Origin of the sequence: Bradyrhizobium sp. USDA 241 (assembly GCF_049739505.1) — a bacterium.
Lineage (GTDB): Bacteria > Pseudomonadota > Alphaproteobacteria > Rhizobiales > Xanthobacteraceae > Bradyrhizobium > Bradyrhizobium liaoningense.
Genome location: NZ_JBMGPZ010000005.1, coordinates 4,245,738 through 4,263,250, shown reverse-complemented (window position 1 = coordinate 4,263,250; position 17,513 = coordinate 4,245,738). Strand labels below are relative to the sequence as shown.

Annotated in this window: 15 protein-coding genes and 5 pseudogenes; 7 read left to right on the top strand and 13 right to left on the bottom strand. The window is 64.0% G+C overall.

Annotated elements, in window-relative coordinates:
• Nucleotides 1-64: 64 nt before the first annotated feature.
• The 4 genes from ABIF91_RS42585 to ABIF91_RS42570 form a co-directional block, all read right to left on the bottom strand.
• A complete protein-coding gene (locus tag ABIF91_RS42585; RefSeq protein ID WP_028181201.1) occupies nt 65-619 on the bottom strand; it encodes an inner membrane-spanning protein YciB in 555 nt (184 codons plus the stop codon).
• Between the two features lie 12 nt (nt 620-631).
• On the bottom strand, nt 632-1,207 hold the full coding sequence (locus tag ABIF91_RS42580) for a hypothetical protein (protein ID WP_028181200.1): 576 nt from the start codon (nt 1,205-1,207) through the stop codon (nt 632-634).
• A gap of 76 nt (nt 1,208-1,283) precedes the next feature.
• Nucleotides 1,284-1,544 (bottom strand): hypothetical protein, encoded by a 261-nt coding sequence (locus ABIF91_RS42575; RefSeq protein WP_028181199.1) that lies wholly within the window; start codon nt 1,542-1,544, stop codon nt 1,284-1,286.
• Between the two features lie 104 nt (nt 1,545-1,648).
• Nucleotides 1,649-3,040, bottom strand: a complete 1,392-nt coding sequence (locus tag ABIF91_RS42570; protein WP_028181198.1) for a carotenoid oxygenase family protein — start codon at nt 3,038-3,040, stop codon at nt 1,649-1,651.
• A gap of 105 nt (nt 3,041-3,145) precedes the next feature.
• Between ABIF91_RS42570 and ABIF91_RS42565 the strand changes: the two genes are divergently transcribed.
• On the top strand, nt 3,146-3,871 hold the full coding sequence (locus ABIF91_RS42565; RefSeq protein ID WP_028181197.1) for a TetR/AcrR family transcriptional regulator: 726 nt from the start codon (nt 3,146-3,148) through the stop codon (nt 3,869-3,871).
• A 55-nt stretch (nt 3,872-3,926) separates the two neighbouring features.
• Here ABIF91_RS42565 and ABIF91_RS42560 read toward each other — a convergent pair whose 3' ends face one another.
• Entirely contained in the window at nt 3,927-4,532 is a 606-nt protein-coding gene (locus ABIF91_RS42560) for a hypothetical protein (RefSeq protein ID WP_028181196.1), read from the bottom strand.
• A gap of 163 nt (nt 4,533-4,695) precedes the next feature.
• Here ABIF91_RS42560 and ABIF91_RS42555 point away from each other — a divergent pair, with 163 nt between their 5' ends.
• Complete coding sequence (locus ABIF91_RS42555) at nt 4,696-5,262, top strand: SET domain-containing protein (protein ID WP_028181195.1); 567 nt, start codon at nt 4,696-4,698, stop codon at nt 5,260-5,262.
• Nucleotides 5,263-5,402: 140 nt separating this feature from the next.
• Here the strand turns inward: ABIF91_RS42555 and ABIF91_RS42550 are convergent, their stop codons facing one another.
• Both ABIF91_RS42550 and ABIF91_RS42545 read right to left on the bottom strand, forming a co-directional pair.
• Nucleotides 5,403-5,801: a hypothetical protein gene (locus tag ABIF91_RS42550; protein WP_028181194.1), complete on the bottom strand. Its 399-nt coding sequence runs from the start codon at nt 5,799-5,801 to the stop codon at nt 5,403-5,405.
• 36 nt (nt 5,802-5,837) lie between these two features.
• Nucleotides 5,838-6,068, bottom strand: a complete 231-nt coding sequence (locus ABIF91_RS42545; protein ID WP_193374357.1) for a hypothetical protein — start codon at nt 6,066-6,068, stop codon at nt 5,838-5,840.
• 101 nt (nt 6,069-6,169) lie between these two features.
• Between ABIF91_RS42545 and ABIF91_RS42540 the strand changes: the two genes are divergently transcribed.
• Nucleotides 6,170-6,991: a helix-turn-helix domain-containing protein gene (locus ABIF91_RS42540; RefSeq protein ID WP_028181192.1), complete on the top strand. Its 822-nt coding sequence runs from the start codon at nt 6,170-6,172 to the stop codon at nt 6,989-6,991.
• 266 nt (nt 6,992-7,257) lie between these two features.
• On the opposite strand, the pseudogene ABIF91_RS42535 reads toward ABIF91_RS42540, so the two are convergent.
• Nucleotides 7,258-8,600: pseudogene (locus tag ABIF91_RS42535) on the bottom strand (IS1380 family transposase).
• A 645-nt stretch (nt 8,601-9,245) separates the two neighbouring features.
• Between ABIF91_RS42535 and ABIF91_RS42530 the strand changes: the two are divergent.
• Nucleotides 9,246-9,911, top strand: a complete 666-nt coding sequence (locus ABIF91_RS42530; RefSeq protein WP_028182259.1) for a DsbA family oxidoreductase — start codon at nt 9,246-9,248, stop codon at nt 9,909-9,911.
• Between the two features lie 5 nt (nt 9,912-9,916).
• Here ABIF91_RS42530 and ABIF91_RS42525 read toward each other — a convergent pair whose 3' ends face one another.
• Together ABIF91_RS42525 and ABIF91_RS42520 are read right to left on the bottom strand one after the other, a co-directional pair.
• Nucleotides 9,917-11,086, bottom strand: coding sequence for a GNAT family N-acetyltransferase (locus ABIF91_RS42525; protein WP_028182258.1), 1,170 nt, complete (start codon nt 11,084-11,086; stop codon nt 9,917-9,919).
• Between the two features lie 106 nt (nt 11,087-11,192).
• Entirely contained in the window at nt 11,193-12,131 is a 939-nt protein-coding gene (locus tag ABIF91_RS42520) for a transglutaminase family protein (RefSeq protein WP_063709783.1), read from the bottom strand.
• A gap of 163 nt (nt 12,132-12,294) precedes the next feature.
• Here ABIF91_RS42520 and ABIF91_RS42515 point away from each other — a divergent pair, with 163 nt between their 5' ends.
• The 3 genes and pseudogenes from ABIF91_RS42515 to ABIF91_RS42505 form a co-directional block, all read left to right on the top strand.
• Entirely contained in the window at nt 12,295-12,669 is a 375-nt protein-coding gene (locus ABIF91_RS42515) for a hypothetical protein (protein ID WP_424579786.1), read from the top strand.
• 37 nt (nt 12,670-12,706) lie between these two features.
• Nucleotides 12,707-13,976, top strand: a pseudogene (locus tag ABIF91_RS42510) (IS256 family transposase).
• Between the two features lie 33 nt (nt 13,977-14,009).
• A pseudogene (locus ABIF91_RS42505) lies at nt 14,010-14,585 on the top strand (transglutaminase-like domain-containing protein); the annotation flags it as partial.
• A gap of 89 nt (nt 14,586-14,674) precedes the next feature.
• Here ABIF91_RS42505 and ABIF91_RS42500 read toward each other — a convergent pair.
• From ABIF91_RS42500 to ABIF91_RS42490, 3 genes and pseudogenes are all read right to left on the bottom strand, one after another.
• Nucleotides 14,675-15,520: pseudogene (locus tag ABIF91_RS42500) on the bottom strand (4Fe-4S dicluster domain-containing protein); the annotation flags it as partial.
• 148 nt (nt 15,521-15,668) lie between these two features.
• A protein-coding gene (locus ABIF91_RS42495; RefSeq protein ID WP_129557670.1) for an IS3-like element ISRj2 family transposase occupies nt 15,669-16,798 on the bottom strand; the annotation gives its coding sequence in 2 pieces (ribosomal slippage) (nt 15,669-16,546 and nt 16,546-16,798; 1,131 coding nt in all).
• 89 nt (nt 16,799-16,887) lie between these two features.
• Nucleotides 16,888-17,481: pseudogene (locus tag ABIF91_RS42490) on the bottom strand (4Fe-4S binding protein); the annotation flags it as partial.
• Nucleotides 17,482-17,513 lie beyond the last annotated feature (32 nt).

The window sequence follows — 17,513 nt, the reverse complement described above, 5'->3', positions numbered from 1 at the left end:
CATGCTTAAACAACGACCTAAAGCGCGATGACGATTCATCCCAATCGCACCGTGCTTAGGGCATTTAGGCGCGGGCGGCGGCACGCCGGCGGCTGGTGACGATGAGGCGCAGGACGACGTATTGCACGGCAAAGGCCAGGATCTTGCCTCCGCCTGCGACCACCGTGAGGTAGAACGCCCACAGCTTCAGATCGCCTGTGGAGGCGACCACGATCACGCCGGCGCCGATCACGAACATCAGCGCCGCCCAGGCATAGCCCGCAGCCGTCACATATTCCGGAACGGTCTCGACGACGATCGGCGGCATGTAGCGCAGCATCCAGCCGCGCTTGAGCATGATCAGGCCGATCGCGAAATGCGCGATCGCGGGCTTTGCCAGCATGAAGCGGGGATCATTGGTCAAGAGCGTGACCGTGCCCAGCACGACGACGAGCGCGAGGCTCGCATAGGTCATGTAGTTGAGCTCTTGTCCCTTGATGCGGGCGTAGACCACTTGCGCGAACGCGCCGGCGATCGCCACCGACGTCGCCAGGATGACGTTGTCGGTGATGAGATAGACGACCAGGAAGACTATGGCGGAGAAGAGGTCGGAGGCGAGGCGGGCGAATACGTCCTTCATCGTCGATCCTGTTCAGCGGGCATTGGGCAATGCGCGGGCAGGCGTACCGTACTTGATCTGGCAATGCTCGGGATACCACTTTGTGAAGTAAATCGCACTGTTGCGGGCGGCAAAAGCAACCGCAAGGCTCGACCAGAGCGGCAGGCCGGGGGCGTAGAGCAGCACGAGATTGGCGGCCGTCATCAACAGGGCGGCTGCCGTCCACGCGGCGGTGATGATGTAATTGGCGCGGAGAAAGCCGGGCATCGCCGCGGCCTCGGTCGGCACGGATTCGAGTGCATATTGCAGCGTGAAGGGACGGCGGATCAGCATCGAGCCGAGCGAGATGACGAAGATGCCGACATCGACCGACAGCTTGACGCCGAGCGTGCCGAGCGCGGGATCGATCAGCGTAAGGTAAAGGCCGATCGCTGCGAATACGATCGCCGAGCCCGCGGCCAGGATTTTCACGGAGCGGCCGCGCGCGACATCGATCGCGACCGTGCCGAGGCAGATCGCGGAAGCCGCGAACACGCTTGAAGTGGCCGAGGTCACCAGCATCAGAAAAGTGAAGGCGCCGTAGGGCGCAAGGATCACGAAAATCGTCATGGCCCGCCTCGGTCAAGTTGATCTTTACGTTGTAAAGATTAGTAATTCAAGAGCGAGGTCGGGTCAAGCATAATCTTTACAGTGTCAAAATGACGTAGGCGACCTCCAAAAAATGAAGTGCTGCAACGAGTTGGTCGGACACGTCAACCAGTTCCGCCCAGGGCAGGCGCGACAGGATCGGCAGCGCAGAGATGATGAGAAGGCCGGCGGCGAGCAGGATGCCGCCGTTGAAAATGGCATGGCTGCTTCGCCGCAGCCGGATCATTCGGAGGGCGAACGTGATGCAGGCGAGGGCGAGGAGGGCGAAGCAGCCCGTGGTGATCGAGGGCATGTGCATCAAACTCCTCTTTCCGTCATCCGGGGCGACGCCAAACGTGAACTGGGTGGCGCATTGCGCATCATGGTTCGCGACTTCGTCCCGCCCCGAAATGACGATGATGGCTACGCCGTGCCCACCCAATTGCCGTGAAAGCCGTCGGGCACGCGGTGCCCGAGCTGGACGAGTGCGACCGGGCCGGCCTCGACATCGGTGGCGTTGAACACGGCGAGGTCGCTGCGGTTCTCACGCGCCCGCCAGATCACCGCCAGCAGCCAGCCGTCGCCCTCGGCCGCATCTTTCGATCGCTCGACGAACACCGGTTCGGAGATGGTGTCGCCGGCCGGCAGCAGGTAATGGCCGAGCCTTCTACCGTTGCCGTCGACATGCACGATGCCCGACAGCGCGCCGAACATCGGCAGTTTCGGATTGGCGCAGGCGTACCAGCCGTGTCGGTTTTTCAGTCCGGCGCGGCGGTCGTCGATGCGGGGGAATTCGCCGGTGAGATCGTCGAGGTATGTCTGCTGGAAGCGGTCGGTATTGCCTGCGAGATCGAACGTCCAGCGGCAGTGGCGGGCCCGCGATTTCTCCGGATCGGTGGGGCGGCCATCGGGATGAGGAAACAGCGGCGCTTCCTCGAACTGCATGACGTCGGCGACGATGCGGTGACCGTCGTCCCACGCATTCATGACGTGGAAGACGTAACAGGCCTCGCTGCGAAACCAGACGATGTCCTTGGCGGTGCCGCTGCGCTTCATCACGCCGACATAGGCGCCCTTGTCCGGCTCCCAGGCATAGGGCGGCCGTCCGCTCATCGCGCGCTCCATGCTGCCCGTGATCGGCAGGATCGGAAACAGCACATGGTTTTCGGTGACGATGAAATCGTGCACCATGCTGGCATAGGGCGCCTCGAAGCGCTCGAAGCGCGTCGCCTTGCCGGATGCGTCGATCGATCCGTAGGAGAGGGCAGGCGTCAACGGTCCCGCGGCGTTGTAGCCGAAGAACACCAGTTCGCGCGTGACGGGATCGATCTTCGGATGCGCGGTAAAACTGCCGGCGACGCGGCCCTGATAGTTGTGATAGCCGCGCGTCGCCAGCGTGCCCGGCTCGATCTCCGTGGGCAGGTGCGCTTCTTCCAGCGCGAGCAGCTTGCCGGCATGGAAGATGATGTTGGTGTTGGCGACGCCACCATCGGTGAGGTTGGCCGGTGCATCCGGCAGCTTGCGGCCGAAGCCGCCGAACAGGGCCCGGCCGGCATCGTGCTCGGCGAGCCATTTCGGCGTGCGGACCCAGCGGTTGCGATAGCTTGCGCGGCCGTTTTCGAGATGGAAGGCGTGCAGCATGCCGTCGCCCACGAACCAGTGCGCGCCGGGCGATTCGAACTGCGGATTGGGCCCGTTGCGGTAGAGCGTGCCGTTCAGCTCGCGCGGCAATTCGCCGATGATCTTGAGGACGGGCGCGTCGGCCTCGAACGGGATCGGTGCGATATTGCTGCGGCGCTCGGCGACCTGCTGCACGGCGTTGCTCCCTATCTTTACATCGTAAAGATTAGATAATGCCGATTGCCGTTCCAGTCAAGCAAAATCTTTACACTGTCAATATCGCATCATATAGCTTGTCCCATGGGCAAGAGCGAAACCGCGCGTAACCTGCGCACTCCGAAAAAGACATCGTCGGCAGCGAAGGCGCAGGCGCGTCCCGCACGGCGCCCGGCGGCTGCGAGGACCGAGACACCCTATCATCACGGGGCCCTGCGCGAAGCGCTGCTCAAGGCCGCCGAACGCGTGCTCGAGCGCGACGGGCTCGCCGGCCTGACATTGCGCGCGGTGGCGCGCGAGGCGGGCGTCTCGCATGCCGCGCCCACTCATCATTTCGGCGATCTCACGGGGCTTCTCAGCGAGCTCGCCGCCGTCGGCTTTCGCCAGTTTAATGCCGCGATGGCGTCGGCCTGCGATGCTGCCACAACGCCGCTCGAACGCGCGCTGGCGAGGCCGAAAGCCTATGTTGCCTATGCGCAGGCGCATCCCGGCATGTACGGCATCATGTTCCGCACCGAGCGGCTCGACTATTCGAGACCCTCGCTGCACGAGGCCGCCGAGGCGTCCTTCGCGGGGCTTGCCAATGCGATCGGCATGATGCGGCAGGAGCAGATCAGCGAAGACGCGCTGACCCTGAACCAGGGCGCGGCGATCGCGCGCGCCTGGTCGATGGTGCACGGCTTCACCATGCTGCTGCTCGACGGCCGGCTGAAGGATATTCTGGCGCGGCTGCCCGAGGGCACAAGCGCCGAACGGCTGCTCGAGGCGATGCTGACGGCTCCGATCTCGGGGAAGCTGCCGGGCCCCTGATCCCAACGCAACTCCCCCCATGGTGAGGCGTCTATCGCCGTGCCAAGGCGAGAGGCTAGCGCATCGTCGCGAGCTCGACGGCGCGCCCGCTTGTGCCGATGATCTTCACCTTGTCCTTTCCGCACCCGAAGCCCCGGGCGAAATCGTCGGCGGCCTTGCGGGCGAGCTCATTGGCAGCCGGGTTGGCGATCGCGTCGACATAGGCGACGTGGCAGACCGGGCCCGGCGGGAGCCGGGTCACCACCAGCATGGCTTTGGTCTTCGGCCGTCCCTGCTTGTCGGGATCGGTGTTGTCCGCGATGTGCCAGCGCTGGATGATCGCAAACGGCTTTTCGCCGGCAGTGCGCCATTCGACGGTGCTCTCGGATGAGTTGAACGGCGCGAACCAGACGTCGGCTGCCGGTTCCTCCGCAGCTTGCTTGCGATTGCGGCCGACGGAGACGATCTCGCGCAGATCATCCTCGGCGATCAGCACCACGAGCCCGTCCTTGCCCGGACACACCCGCGTGGTGCTGCCGTCAAGGTCGCTGGGCTTGCCGATCTGGCGGCAGTCCTTCGGCGCCGTCGAGGTGTAGCTGCTGCCCACGGATTGGGCGTTGGCGCAACCGAGGCCGGCGCAGATCAGCAGCGCGGTGAGCGATGGGGCGGTCATACGGATCATGATGACACTTCGAGGCAGCTGGAACTTCGTACCATCAGACGCCTTGATTGTGGGCAAGGTTCAAACAGCACCGCCAGACACCTGACAGCGGCACGGAATCGTTCTAGAAGAGCGGCTTCGCTTGGGCTCCTCCAGCCTCGTTCGCGCCTTCGTACTCCTGATCATGCCAGCCACATCCTCGAACAAACCCTATCGCGTCGGCCGTTCCAAGACCGGGCTCGGCCTCTTCGCCACCAAGCCGATCAAGAAGGGCACCCGGATCATCCGCTATTTCGGACCGATCCTGGATTCCAAGATTCCCGAGCAGGACGAGATCGAGAACAAATATCTGTTCGAGCTCAACGGCCGCTGGACCATCGACGGGTCGGTGCGCAAGAACCTTGCCCGCTACATCAACCATTCCTGCCGGCCCAACGCCGAATCCGACGTCCGGCCGCGCGAGCGCAAGGTCTTCATCCGCGCGATCAAGAACATCGAGCCGGGTGAGGAGATCAACTACGACTACGGCACCGACTATTTCAAAGCCTATCTGAAGCCGATCGGCTGCAAGTGCGACTCTTGCGAGAGGAAGCGCAAGAAGCTGCGTGCCGAGGCGCGAGCCGAACGCGCCACGGTGAAGGCGCGGGCCGAGCGCAAGGCCAAGAAGGCGGATGCGAAGAGCGCGACGGCGAAAAAGAAGAAGCTGAACGGCAAGCACTTCGCCGGCAAGGTCGGTCGCGCAAGGGCGTAACAAGCTCACGCTTCCTGCTTAAGTGCCGCGGAGCCGGGACCGAACCATCCTCACGCCGCAGCTTGTCCGCATGGGCTGATTGTCTGTGGAATATTGTCGTCGCCCGGCCGAGCCGGGCGACGATGGCACGTGGTGCGGCCTCACGCTGCCACCACGCTCGCGCTCTTCCGCAATCCCACATATTGCAGCTCGGCGAACACGCCGGTCGCGATCGCCTGCGCCACAACCATGAGCTCGCCGGGGAGGTTCGGTGACACCGCGCCCGAGAGCAGCAGAGCGATGCTGCCGACCGTCCAGGCCGCATTGCCGACGACGACCAGCAGGACGAGCAGTCTCGGCACCGAGGCGCGCGAGGCGAGCCAGCCGACCAGCGCGGTGTAGGCGATCAGGAACAGGCCGGCTTCGAGCAGTAATGCTTCGGGCAGATTGAACAGTGTCGCGAACGCACCTGCACCGAAGGTGAAGCCGAGCGCGGCGATGCCGCTGAAGACGGCGTCGGCGAGAAGTGCGCGGCGCAGGAAGGTAGAGGCTTCGATCATCTTGGGTCTCCTGGGTTGGGGGGCTCGGGGTGGAACTCAACGCCGACCGCGCCAGCAGGCGCGGACCAGGCGGGCGAGGCGGAACGGGCAGAGGCTCCTGCCGACGCCGTGCTCGAAGGCGATGACCCGGGCGACGACATAGTCGCCGGTCGAGTGCACCAGCGGCTCGGGCATGTTGAGGCTGCGGGCCAGCATCCGCGTTGCGAATGCCGTGGCCCAGGGTAGGACGTGGTCTGCAACGGTGCGATAGAGCAGCAGTGGGATCATGGTCATCTCCTGTTGCGACCAAAGATGCGCGCGGTCGCGCCCCAATTCGATTACCTCGCGAGTAATGGAAGGGCCGAAATCCGCATGCTAGGTTTTCGACCATGAACGCACATGCTTCCACGGCACGTACCGAACGCAGCCAGCCGGTCCATATCGGCGACCATTTGCGCGAATGGCGGCAGCGCCGCCGCATGAGCCAGCTCGATCTCGCGGGCGAAGCCGAGATCTCGGCGCGGCATCTGAGCTTCGTCGAGACCGGCCGTGCGGCGCCTTCGCGCGACATGGTGCTGCGGCTCGCCGAGCGCCTCGACGTGCCCTTGCGCGAACGCAACGTGCTGCTGGTTGCCGCCGGTTTCGCGCCGGCGTTCCCGCAGCGCACGCTGGAGGATCCCGCCTTGAACTCAGCCCGTCGGGCGATCGACCTGGTGCTTAAAGCACATGAGCCCAACCCCGCGCTTGCGGTGGACAGGCACTGGAACCTGGTCTCCACCAATCGCATGGTGGCACCGCTGCTCGCAGGCGTCCCGCCGCATCTGCTCGGCCAGCCCCTCAACGTGCTGCGGCTCGCGTTCCATCCCGAGGCGCTGGCGCCTCGCACGGTCAATCTCGCGGAATGGTGCGGCCATCTGCTGGAGCGGCTGCACCGCCAATGCGAGGCCACGGCCGATCCCGAGTTGATCAAGCTCTACAATGATCTGAAGAGCTATCCCATTCCGGCGCGTTCGGCGCCGCTGTCGAGCGACAATGTCGCCATTCCCTTCAAGCTGCGGCACGAGGGCGAGATACTTAGTTTCTTCTCCACCACCATGGTGTTCGGCACGCCCGTGGACATCACGCTGTCGGAGCTGGCATTGGAGACATTCTTTCCGGCCGACGAGCGCACGGCCGAACGGCTGAAGCAGATCGCAGCAGCCATGACGTAGCCCCCTTGCCTCGCAGGGCAGTCGCATATCTTGGCGGGGCCTGAACGCGCGCCTCGTCCTTCGAGACGACCGCTTCGCGGTCTCCTCAGGATGAGGCTAACCCGTCCTATTCGTGAGAGTGCGGCTTTTGGGCCCGATTGATGCGGCCGCACATCTTGTCTGACGAGGCGCACAGGATTGCCTTCGGCTTTTCGCCGCCTGACGACCGGTACTTTGCAACGCGCTTGAGGGATGGGTTGGGCGAACGGGGGCGGACGCCCCGCCGGTCAAGGACCGAGCGGCAGCAGCGCGCCGGGCAAGCCGCAGATCAGGTCGGCTTCGGGACATGCCGCGGCAAACGCAAGGCGAATGCGGCTCGTGGTCTCGACGACACGGGCGGCGATTTTCAAGAGCCGAAGACGCAGCGTCGCGAACTCGGCAGCGGCCAATTCCCGGACTTTGGGAATGGCGTCGCGCACGGTCAGCATCAGCCAATAAGCGGCCGTATGGAGCACGAGACGGACCTGGTTGGCGAGCGCCGAACGGCAGCTGGTGCGGTCGGAGGCGAGCTGCGTCTTATGCAGCTTGATCAGATTCTCGGCTTGGCCGCGCGCGCAATACAGGCTGTCGTAGATCCATCGGCCGAGCCGACATCGAGGCTGGTGACGACGAAACGGATGTCGAGGCCGAGCATCGTCGCCTCAATACGGGCGACGGTGCGCCGTTCGCGATCCCAGGACTTTGCCTTGTGGCGCGTCTCGGTATAGCCACGCAGAACCGGCAGGTTCTCGATGGCGCGTCGGGTGCGGATGTCGTCGGCGACCTCGTCGACTTTTCTGGCGAGAGGCTTGGTGCCGGACAGACCGAAGATGTAGTCGATGCCGTTGGTCTCGCACCACGCCATGGCCTCCGGCCGGGCATAGTGCCCGTCGCCACGGAACGTAATTTGCGTGTTGTGCCATCGCGTCCGGATATGCCGTACCAGGCGGCGCAGATGGGCACGCACCTCGACGCCGCCCGGCGTCTTGCCGGGCCGCAGCACGACGGCCACGGGCCGGCTCTTCTCCGTGTCGTAGACGTGGATCGGCAGGAAGCAGCGTTCGTCATAATGAGCGTTGAACAGCGAGAGCTGCTGATGGCCGTGGACGACGTCGCAGGTATCATCGATGTCGAGCGTGACGGATGCCGGCTCGCGCGGGTAGCTATCCATCCATGCGTCGACCAAAGTGTAGGTCAGCCGGATCACGTCGCGCAGGCGCGGAGCATTCTCCAGCCGCGACAGCGTCGGCTGGGAACACAAATCCCGGCCCGTGTCCGGTAGGCGACCGCAGGCCAGTTTGAATGCCGGATCGGACCTCAGATGATCGAGGTCGTCGGCGTCCTCGTAGCCGCAGCAGATCGCGAACATGCGAGCGCGGAACATATCGACCAGGCTGTGCACGACCCGCGTCGGATCGCGCCGATCCGGGAACACCCGGGCCAGATTGTTGGCCAAACCGAGACGCCGCTCGGCCATCGCCAGAAGCATCACGCCCCCGTTCGAGGTTAGGCGCCCACCATCGAAGGCAGCTGTGACTTTCTTGGCGTGAACGGCTGGAAACGAGAAGGGCGGAATCGTATCGTCGGTCATGGCGGGCGTGGCGTTCGCGGTTGGAGGTGATGGGGTTGGCTTCGCAACCGAATCCTACGCCGCATCAGCGCTTTACCCCTCAGGCGCACTCTTACGAATAAGACGGGTTAAGTTGAAGAAAGATTGAGTGACTCCCGATCATTTCTGTGCCGAAACGTGGAGTCGCGGTCGTGCCGCGTCCAAAGAAACCGGCGCGAGCGGCCTATTAGACGCGGTAGGTGCTCAGCCTCCGAAACGAGACTATCAAGCATGAAGAGATCGAGCGCGAGGCAGAGGTTTTATTTGTGTTGAATTCTTGCTTCTCGATAGTGGTCTGAAATCGTATCATCGGTCATGGCGGGCGTGGCGTTCGCGGTTGAAGGTGATGGGGTGGCTTCGCAACCGAATCCTACGCCGCATCAGCGCTTTACACCACGCTCGCCAGCCTCTCAGGCGCCCTCTCGCGAATAAGACGGGCTAAGTATGATCGGTGCCCGCTGAAAATGCTGCCGCGCACTCGGTCCTCATCCTGAGAGCCCGCCGAAGGCGGGCGTCTCGAAGGATGGCCGCAGGGAAAAGCTCTCATATGCGATAGCCCTGCTTGCCTCGGGGCGGGTTCTGCTTATCTTTGGGCGAACCCGTGACCTGCCCGAAGGAGGCGCTGACATGAGCACGCTGAAACCGCTCCAGATCGACGTCGTCTCCGACGTGGTGTGCCCCTGGTGCTATATCGGCAAGCACCGGATCGAGAGCGCGCTGGCGCTCGTGCCCGACGTTCCCGTCACGCTCAATTTCCGTCCCTTCTTCCTCAATCCCTGGGTGCCGCGCGAGGGCATCAGCCGCGAGGCCTATCTCACCCAGAAGTTCGGCTCCGTCGAGGCCTATAAGGGCATTGCGGGGCGCGTCGTCGCCGCGGCGGGCGAGGAGGGCCTCGTCTACAAGCCCGAGCTGGTGGCGCGCCAGCCCAACACGACCGACTGCCATCGCCTCATCCTGTGGGCGGAAGCGATCGGCAAGGCGCCCGAGATGAAGCAGCGCCTGATGGAGCTGTACTTCCGCGATGGCGGCGATCTCACCGATGTGAACGTGCTGGTGCAGGCGGCCGCCGATGTCGGTCTCGATGCCGACGACGTGCGCAAGCGCCTCGCCACCGACGAGGACGTCGCGCGCGTCTCGGCGGATGCGCAGGAAGCCGCCGAGAAGGGTATCTCCGGCGTTCCGACCTATGTCTTCGCGCAGAAATACGCCGTCTCCGGTGCGCAGGATCCGAACCTGCTCGCGCGCGCCATCCGCCAGGTCTCGGCGGAGATCAACGCGCAGGCGGCGGAGTAGCTGTTCTATCTGCGAAGCAGGCGAACTGCGCGGCGCGCCGTTGCATACGCGATTCCGTGAGCCGCGACCGCCGCGTGAACCAGCGTCACGACCGGATCGTGCCGGCGCAACGGGACCAGCACATCGCCGATCGCGAAGCGTCCGCGCCAGATCGGATTGATCATGGGGTGATCGGCGCTCGCCGTCGAGTCCGCGCTGGCGATGGCGGGATCGGCGCAGAGGTGGCGGGTGAGCTCGAGGGTGAGCTGCACGCCCGGCGAATATTTTGCGAAGTGCTCGTCGATGCCGAGCTTGAAGAAGAAGGCGCGGTCCTGGTGGCGCAGCACGATGCCGGCGGCGACCGCCGTCGTGCCGGCGCGCAACGTGACGATCTCGCATTGTGCGGTCTCTGCAAGCGCGGGGACGGCGCGGCGGATGAAGGTCGCATCGCGCGCATGCTGGACCAGTGCGGTGCCGCGCTTGCCCTTCCAGCCGCCGGCTTCGAGCTGGAGGAATGTCTCGAGCGCCGGCCCGATCTCGTCGGGCCTGCGCGCGACCTCGAACACGACGGCGCCGTGCTCCTCCAGGCGATGGCGCTGGCGCCGCAGCTCCTTGAGCTTCTTGGCGCCGAGCGCCTCGCGCAGCAGCGTCTCACCATCCTGTGTCGCATCGAGGCTGGCACGGATGTAGGAGGAGAGGACACGCGGCCGCAGGCCGTCGCAATTCAGGATCTGTTTCAGCGAATTCATCGCCGCGCCGTCGAGCGCGACGTCGGTCAGCACGAGCGCATGCGCGCCGGCCTCGCGTGCCCGCTGCAACAGCTGCGTGGCGGCCTCGATCGGCGCATCGCCGTCGATCAGCGGGCTGCACAGCGTGCCGTAGGGATGCGCGCTCGCCAGCGCGGGCAGGGGAATCTTCCAGGCGCGCCAGAGCGAGATGACCGGCATCAGTCCGATCAGCCGCGTCGAAGATCCATCGAATGCCGGCAGTGCCGCGGCATTGCTGCGGCCGCGTGCGGTCGCACTGACAGCCAGCTCCCAGGCGGGCAGGTAATATCCGTTCGGTTCGACCGCGCGCTGCGCGAGTGCGCGCCACTGACCGGGGTCGATTGCCGTGAGCGGAACGAGCGCGCGCGCGGCGCCGGCATCCCTTGCCGATGCCGGATTGACCGCTGTCTGATGCGCGATGTCGACCACGTCCGTCGTCCCCGTCTACGCGGGCAAAGCCCGTCCCAGGGGATCATCCTTAGCGCAAAGATTGGAAAAATAGCGTTGGGCCACAGAATCAATTCGAGCGGTCCCGTTAACGTCCCGTTGAGGACACCGCAGCCCGATCCGGCGCCGCCGTGCCTGTCTCCTCGGGCTCCGGCCCGGTCTCCGTCTTCACGTTGACCGCGACCTCCATTCCGAGCTCGTCGTCCGCCTCCCCCCAGTAGGACCCCGAGAGCGGAATCGCCTGCGCCGGCGTGCGGGCAACTCCGACCCTGATCAGATCGCGGTTTCCGACAATCCCGTTGGTCGGATCGAACTCGACCCAGCCCGAGCCCGGCACATAGATCGAGCACCATGCGTGGGTCGAGCCTCCGCCCAGCCGTGCCGGGCCGTCGCGGTCCGGCACGTAGACGTAACCGGTGATGAAGCGGGCCGCAAAACCGAGCGATCGGGCGGCCTCCATCATCAGCAGGGCAAAATCGCGACAAGTTCCCTGCTGCAGGTCGAGCGTTTCGGCTGGCGTTTGCGTGCCGTGCGAGGTTCTCCTCCGATAGGAGAAACCTTCGGCGATCGCTTCGTTGAGCGTCATCAGCAGTTGCCCCGTCGGTCGGCTCGCCGAGGGTGCAATGAACTTCGACAACCAGTCGTCGACGGCGACGTCGCCGGGATGATGCCGGAGCATGTACGGTGCAAGATCCGGCAACTCGGTCTCGTCGTAGGCGAACGGATGCTCGCGGGCGTATGGCTCGATCCGGAAATCCGGCGCGTTCTCGGGTGTATGCTCCAGTCGGATCGTGGTCTCGAATTCAAGCACGTCGGTCGGGGCCGCAAAATCGACGAGGGTTACGCAATTGCCGAACACATCGTGGATCCAGCGGATTTCCGACGGCTCGGGGCGCACAGCGAGTCGGCACGCGAGCAGACGCTGATCGAAGCTGTCGCGCGGACGAAACAGCAGCTGGTGCTGTCCAAGTCTGACGGGCTGCCGGTAGCGGTAGGTCGTGCTGTGGTGGACGGAATAGAGGGGCATCTGTTGTACTCAGGCTCGCACCATATGAGCCTGGTTCTGCTTCGGTTCCAAGAGCCCAATTGTGTGTGCACACCGCACAAGTGCCTTGCATTTCAGCAGGTTCGCGGTAGCGCACGCGGAACCAATGATCCCCAGCGGGGCTTGTCGATCGACATCAATGGCGATGCGAGAGGACACGATCTTGAGGATCCGGGCAGGCTACGACATTGCGTTCAACTGTTTTCAGGACGTGCCGATGGTGCTGATGCTGACCGTTCATCCGTCAAGGCAAGGCGACCTTCTGACGGACCATGCCATCCGGGTGTCGCCGAACGTTGCGCTCAGGGACTACAAGGATGGGTTCGGCAACGTTTGCACGCGGCTTGTCGCCCCTGTCGGTCAGATCAATTTTCGGAACGAGTTCATCATCGAGGATAGCGGATTGCCCGACGAGGTTGCGCCTCATGCCGAACAGATCCCGTTGGACCGGCTTCCCGACGAGCTATGGCGGAATCTGGGTGATGACGGTGTGAGGAAGGCGGCGTATCGAGGCGGGTGACGAGCCTGCCAGAACCTCTCGAGGAGAGCGATACGCCATGACCGAGACTACCAATGTTCTTGCTTTCCGTCAGCCGTCCGCGGTTGATGATCCACTGACCGATATCGTTCGTGCCGGCGCGCGGGACCTGCTTGCCAGGGCGATCGAGATCGAGGTTGGCGCGTTTCTGGCCAGCACGGCCAATCTGACGCTGCCCGACGGTCGAGCGCGCCTGGTCCGACATGGGCACGGTCCGGTGCGCGAGATTGCGACCGGCATCGGTCCGGTGGAGGTCGCTCGTCCCAAGGTCCGCGACCGCGGAGCGAGCGGGCCAGGCGACCGCCTCCGCTTCAGTTCGGCAATCCTGCCGCTATGGGCGCGGCGGACGAAGAGCCTGGATGCCTTGATCCCGGTCCTCTATTTGCGCGGCATCTCGACCGGCGACTTCCAGGAGGCGCTCTCGGCGCTGCTCGGCAAGGATGCGCCGAACCTGTCGCCTTCGGTGATCGCCGGCCTGAAGGCCGATTGGCAGGTCGAGTACGAACGCTGGCAGAGACGCGATCTGTCGGCGCGTCGCTATGTCTACATCTGGGCCGATGGCGTGTACCTGCAGGCCCGCATGGAAGATCACAGCGAATGCATGCTGGTGCTGATTGGCACCACGCCGGAAGGCAAGAAGGAGCTGATCGGCTTCCAGGTCGGCGTGCGCGAGAGCGCGCAGAGCTGGCGCGAACTCCTGATCGACCTGCGGCAACGCGGGTTACGGATTGCCCCGCAACTCGCCATCGGCGACGGCGCCCTCGGCTTCTGGAAGGCACTGGACAAGGCCTTTCCCGGCACGCGGCACCAACGATGCTGGTGCCATAAAGTGAGCAACGTACTCGACAAGGTCGCCAAATCCGTGCAGGGCCCCATGAAGAACGACCTGCGGAACATCTATCCTGGCCCCACACCGGGCCGAAGCTGAAACCGCGATCGACGTCTTCGTCGAGAAATACCACGTCAAATACGGACGTGCGGTGGAGTGCCTGATCAAGGATCGCCATGCGCTGCTCGCCTTCTTCGACTTCCCTGCTGAGCACTGGATCCACCTACGCAGCTCGAACCCGATCGAGAGCGTCTTCGCCACGGTGCGCCACCGAACGGTGCGGACCAAGGGATCGCTGTCGCAACAAACTGCGAAGCTGATGGTGTTCAAGCTCATCGACGCCGCATCGAAGACCTGGCGGCGATTGAAGAGCACGAACCAGTTGCCGAAAGTCATCGCCGGTGTAAAGTTCATCGACGGAATCGAAGTCATTCCGAACACTGAAAGCCACGCCGCCTGATCAGGCCGCGTCACCCAAAATCAGCCATAGCTCCTTCCCGACGAGGCGCTGGTGTATCTGCTGGGCAGTCGCTATTGCGACACCCAGCGGCTGACGGATCTGGCCTGGTCGACGTTCGGCAGCATCAGCGGCGGCTGGCGCCGCGTCCAGGCGATCTGCGACTACGTTCACGGCCATATCAAGTTTGGCTACCAATTCGCGCGAAGCGACCGGACGGCTTCCGAAGGCCACCAGGAGCGTATCGGAGTTTGCAGGGACTTCGCGCACCTCGCCGTCACCTTGTGTCGCTGCGTCAACATCCCGGCCCGTTACTGTACCGGTTACCTCGGCGATATCGGCGTGCCGCCGGACCCGGCGCCGATGGATTTCAGCGCCTGGTTCGAAGCCTACATCGGCGGACGCTGGTACACGTTCGACGCGCGGCACAATCATCCCCGCATCGGCCGCATCGTGATCGCGCGCGGCAGGGATGCAGCCGACGTCGCCATTTCGACTGCCTTTGGCCAGGCGGAACTCGTGCACTTCAAGGTGATCACGAATGAAGTGCGGGACTGCGATGCCATTCCGACCCGACCTGCGATGGAGCTGGAGCGGCGGCTGTTCGCTTGAGTTGGCGGAGCGCCTGGCGTCTCCAGTCCCGGTCGTGAGCGGCTTGGCCGTCCATTCCTCCCCTGTGCCGGCGATGTCTCACCGGGTGGCTATTTGTCACCCGGGACGAAATGGTCACGGGCAGCCGCGCGCTCGCCGCTGCCCGTGTCGGTGATGGCGATATCGATGTCGCGCGAGGTCTTCGGCAGATCGGCCGGGCCGACCTGCACCGACAGCCGGACTTCGCCGGTCTGATCCTGCCCGACCTCGACCACGGGCTTGCCGTCGAAACTCGACGCGATGCCCGCAACGCGAAGCGTCGCGCCGGGCAGGCCTGAGACTTCGATCGCGAACGATCGTTGCGGGCCCTTGTTGAGGATGCGGACGGTGTAGTCGTTGCGGACACCTCCATCCGAGAGCTGGACGAACAACGGATTGCGCTCGTGCAGCACGTTGACGTCCATCGTCGCGCGTGTGGCGAGCGTGTACAGCATGATGCTGCCGACGATGGCGATGGCTGCGGCATAGACCAGGGTGCGCGGACGGATGATGCGGTAGATCGGCGGCTTGCCTTCGCGCCTGCGCTGCATGTTGATGTCGGTGTCGTAGCCGATCAGGCCAGTGGGCCGGCCGATCTCGCGCATGACGTTGTCGCAGGCATCGATGCACAGGCCGCACTGGATGCAGCCGAGCTGGATGCCATGGCGGATGTCGACGCCGGTCGGACAGACGTTGATGCACTGATGGCAGTCGACGCAATCGCCGGCGGGATTGCCCTGCGCGCGGGCAGCATCCGCCTTCTTCACCGACATGCGCGGCTCGCCGCGGTCGCGGCGATAGGTGACGTTGAGCGCCCATTCGTCGGTCAGCGCCGCCTGGATCCGCGGCCACGGGCACATATAGATGCACATCTGTTCGCGGGCGTGGCCGGCGAAGACGTAGGTGGTGGCGGTGAGAAAGAGCTGGCCCCGGTTGTTTGGACAGCGCCCCGCTGGATTTAAGTGGATTCCTGCCGGGTTATGCTGAACGCGGGGCTTTACGGTTTTGTCGTTGCGTCGGGAGGGCGTAGCCCGACCAGAGCGACGACAAAACCGTCGGCGACGGTCATGCGGCCATCACCATAGCTTGCGTGCCGAAGTAAGCCTCGTCGGGCGTGCGCCCGTCAAGGCTCGAGTGAGGGCGTCCCTGATTGTAGAAGGCCAGATACTTGGCAATTGACGCTCGCGCCTCGGACACGCTGTCGTAGGCGCGGAGATATACTTCTTCGTATTTGACCGTGCGCCAGAGCCGCTCGACAAACACGTTGTCGCGCCAGGCGCCCTTGCCGTCCATGCTGATGGCGATCTTCGCGTCCAGCAGCACATCGGTGAACTCGAGGCTGGTGAACTGGCTGCCCTGATCCGTGTTGAAAATCTCGGGCCTGCCGTGCTTCGCCAACGCCTCCTGGACCGCTTCGACGCAGAAGGCCGCCTCCATTGTGATCGAGACGCGATGGGCCAGGACCCGTCGGCTGAACACATCGACGACCGCCGCGAGATAGACGAAGCCACGCCGCATCGGAATGTAGGTGATGTCCATTGCCCACGCATGGTCGGGCCGCTCGATCTTCAATCCGCGCAACAGGTACGGGTAGATCTTGTGACCCGGAGCCGGCTTGCTCGTGTTCGGGCGACGATAGACCGCCTCGATCCCCATGCGCTTCATCAGCGTCGCGATGTGGCGGCGACCGGCGTATACGCCCTCCCGCCGCAGCAACGATCGCAGCATACGCGCTCCCGCGAAGGGATAATCGAGATGCAGCTCATCGAGCCGACGCATCAAGGCAAGGTCCTCGGCCGAAACTGGCCGAGGTTCATAGTAGACCGTGCTGCGAGCCAGCTTCAGGACCTTCGCCTGGCGCACGATAGAAAGATCATGATCGCGGTCGATCATCGCTTTGCGCTCAGCAGGCCCGCCTTGGTGAGCGCGCCGGACAAAAAATCGTTTTCCAACGCCAGCTCGCCGATCTTGGCATGTAACGCCTTCAAATCGACCGGCGTCTCGGCCGATGTCTTGTCATGCCCAAACACGCCGGCGGCGCCTTCCAGGAGCTGGTTTTTCCAGATCGTGATCTGGTTCGGATGAACATCAAACAGTTGCGCCAGCTCCGCCAGTGTCTTGTCGCCTTTGACCGCAGCCAAAGCAACCTTCGCCTTGAATGCCGGAGAATGCGTCCGGCGGCTCTTCTTCGTCATCTTCGCTCCTGATTCGCAGCAAGAATCCTCGCCGCTGTCAGGCAGAAAATCCACTCAAGCTACTGTCCGAATTTGCGGGGCCAGCTCTGAATGCCGATCCAGAGATACGCGATGAAGGGCGCCTGGAAGGTCGCAAGCTCCTTCACCAGCGTCGGCGCGTCTGCGAAATAGAGCACCCAGGCGCCGCCGGTCCACCATGCGATCATGATCCAGAGGAAGTGCTTGAGTGCAACCTTCCGGATGTGATCGAACGTCCAGTAACGCTTGTCGCCCTGCATGCGCTCGCGCCGGTCGCCTTCGACCCAGCGCTCGACCGCATAGAACAGGTCGGTCCATACGGTCTGCGGACACATGTAGCCGCACCATAGCCGGCCGGCAACCGCGTTCATCAGGAACAGCGTCATGGCCGCGATGATCAGCAGGCCGGTGAAGTAGTAGACTTCCTGCGGCCACAGCTCGATGAAGAAGAAGTAGAAGCGCCGATGCGGGAAGTCGATCAGCACGGCCTGGTCGGGCAGACCGGGTCCGCGATCCCAGCGTACGAACGGCAACAGATAGTAGGTCCCGAGCGTGACGCAGAGGATCGCCCATTTGATGCGGCGGAAAGGACCGTGGACCGACTGCGGATAGACCTTCCTCCGCTTCTCGTAGAGAGGTTCCTCGATGAAGGTGTCGTCGGTCATGGCAAATTCCCCCGCATCACAGGCTGGATTGC

Coding starts and splice junctions, on each gene's coding strand:
- ABIF91_RS42585 (WP_028181201.1), bottom strand. CDS start 619: ATGAAGGACGTATTCGCCCGCCTCGCCTCCGACCTCTTCTCCGCCATA.
- ABIF91_RS42580 (WP_028181200.1), bottom strand. CDS start 1,207: ATGACGATTTTCGTGATCCTTGCGCCCTACGGCGCCTTCACTTTTCTG.
- ABIF91_RS42575 (WP_028181199.1), bottom strand. CDS start 1,544: ATGCACATGCCCTCGATCACCACGGGCTGCTTCGCCCTCCTCGCCCTC.
- ABIF91_RS42565 (WP_028181197.1), top strand. CDS start 3,146: ATGGGCAAGAGCGAAACCGCGCGTAACCTGCGCACTCCGAAAAAGACA.
- ABIF91_RS42560 (WP_028181196.1), bottom strand. CDS start 4,532: ATGATCCGTATGACCGCCCCATCGCTCACCGCGCTGCTGATCTGCGCC.
- ABIF91_RS42555 (WP_028181195.1), top strand. CDS start 4,696: ATGCCAGCCACATCCTCGAACAAACCCTATCGCGTCGGCCGTTCCAAG.
- ABIF91_RS42550 (WP_028181194.1), bottom strand. CDS start 5,801: ATGATCGAAGCCTCTACCTTCCTGCGCCGCGCACTTCTCGCCGACGCC.
- ABIF91_RS42545 (WP_193374357.1), bottom strand. CDS start 6,068: ATGATCCCACTGCTGCTCTATCGCACCGTTGCAGACCACGTCCTACCC.
- ABIF91_RS42540 (WP_028181192.1), top strand. CDS start 6,170: ATGAACGCACATGCTTCCACGGCACGTACCGAACGCAGCCAGCCGGTC.
- ABIF91_RS42530 (WP_028182259.1), top strand. CDS start 9,246: ATGAGCACGCTGAAACCGCTCCAGATCGACGTCGTCTCCGACGTGGTG.
- ABIF91_RS42520 (WP_063709783.1), bottom strand. CDS start 12,131: ATGCCCCTCTATTCCGTCCACCACAGCACGACCTACCGCTACCGGCAG.
- ABIF91_RS42515 (WP_424579786.1), top strand. CDS start 12,295: ATGCGAGAGGACACGATCTTGAGGATCCGGGCAGGCTACGACATTGCG.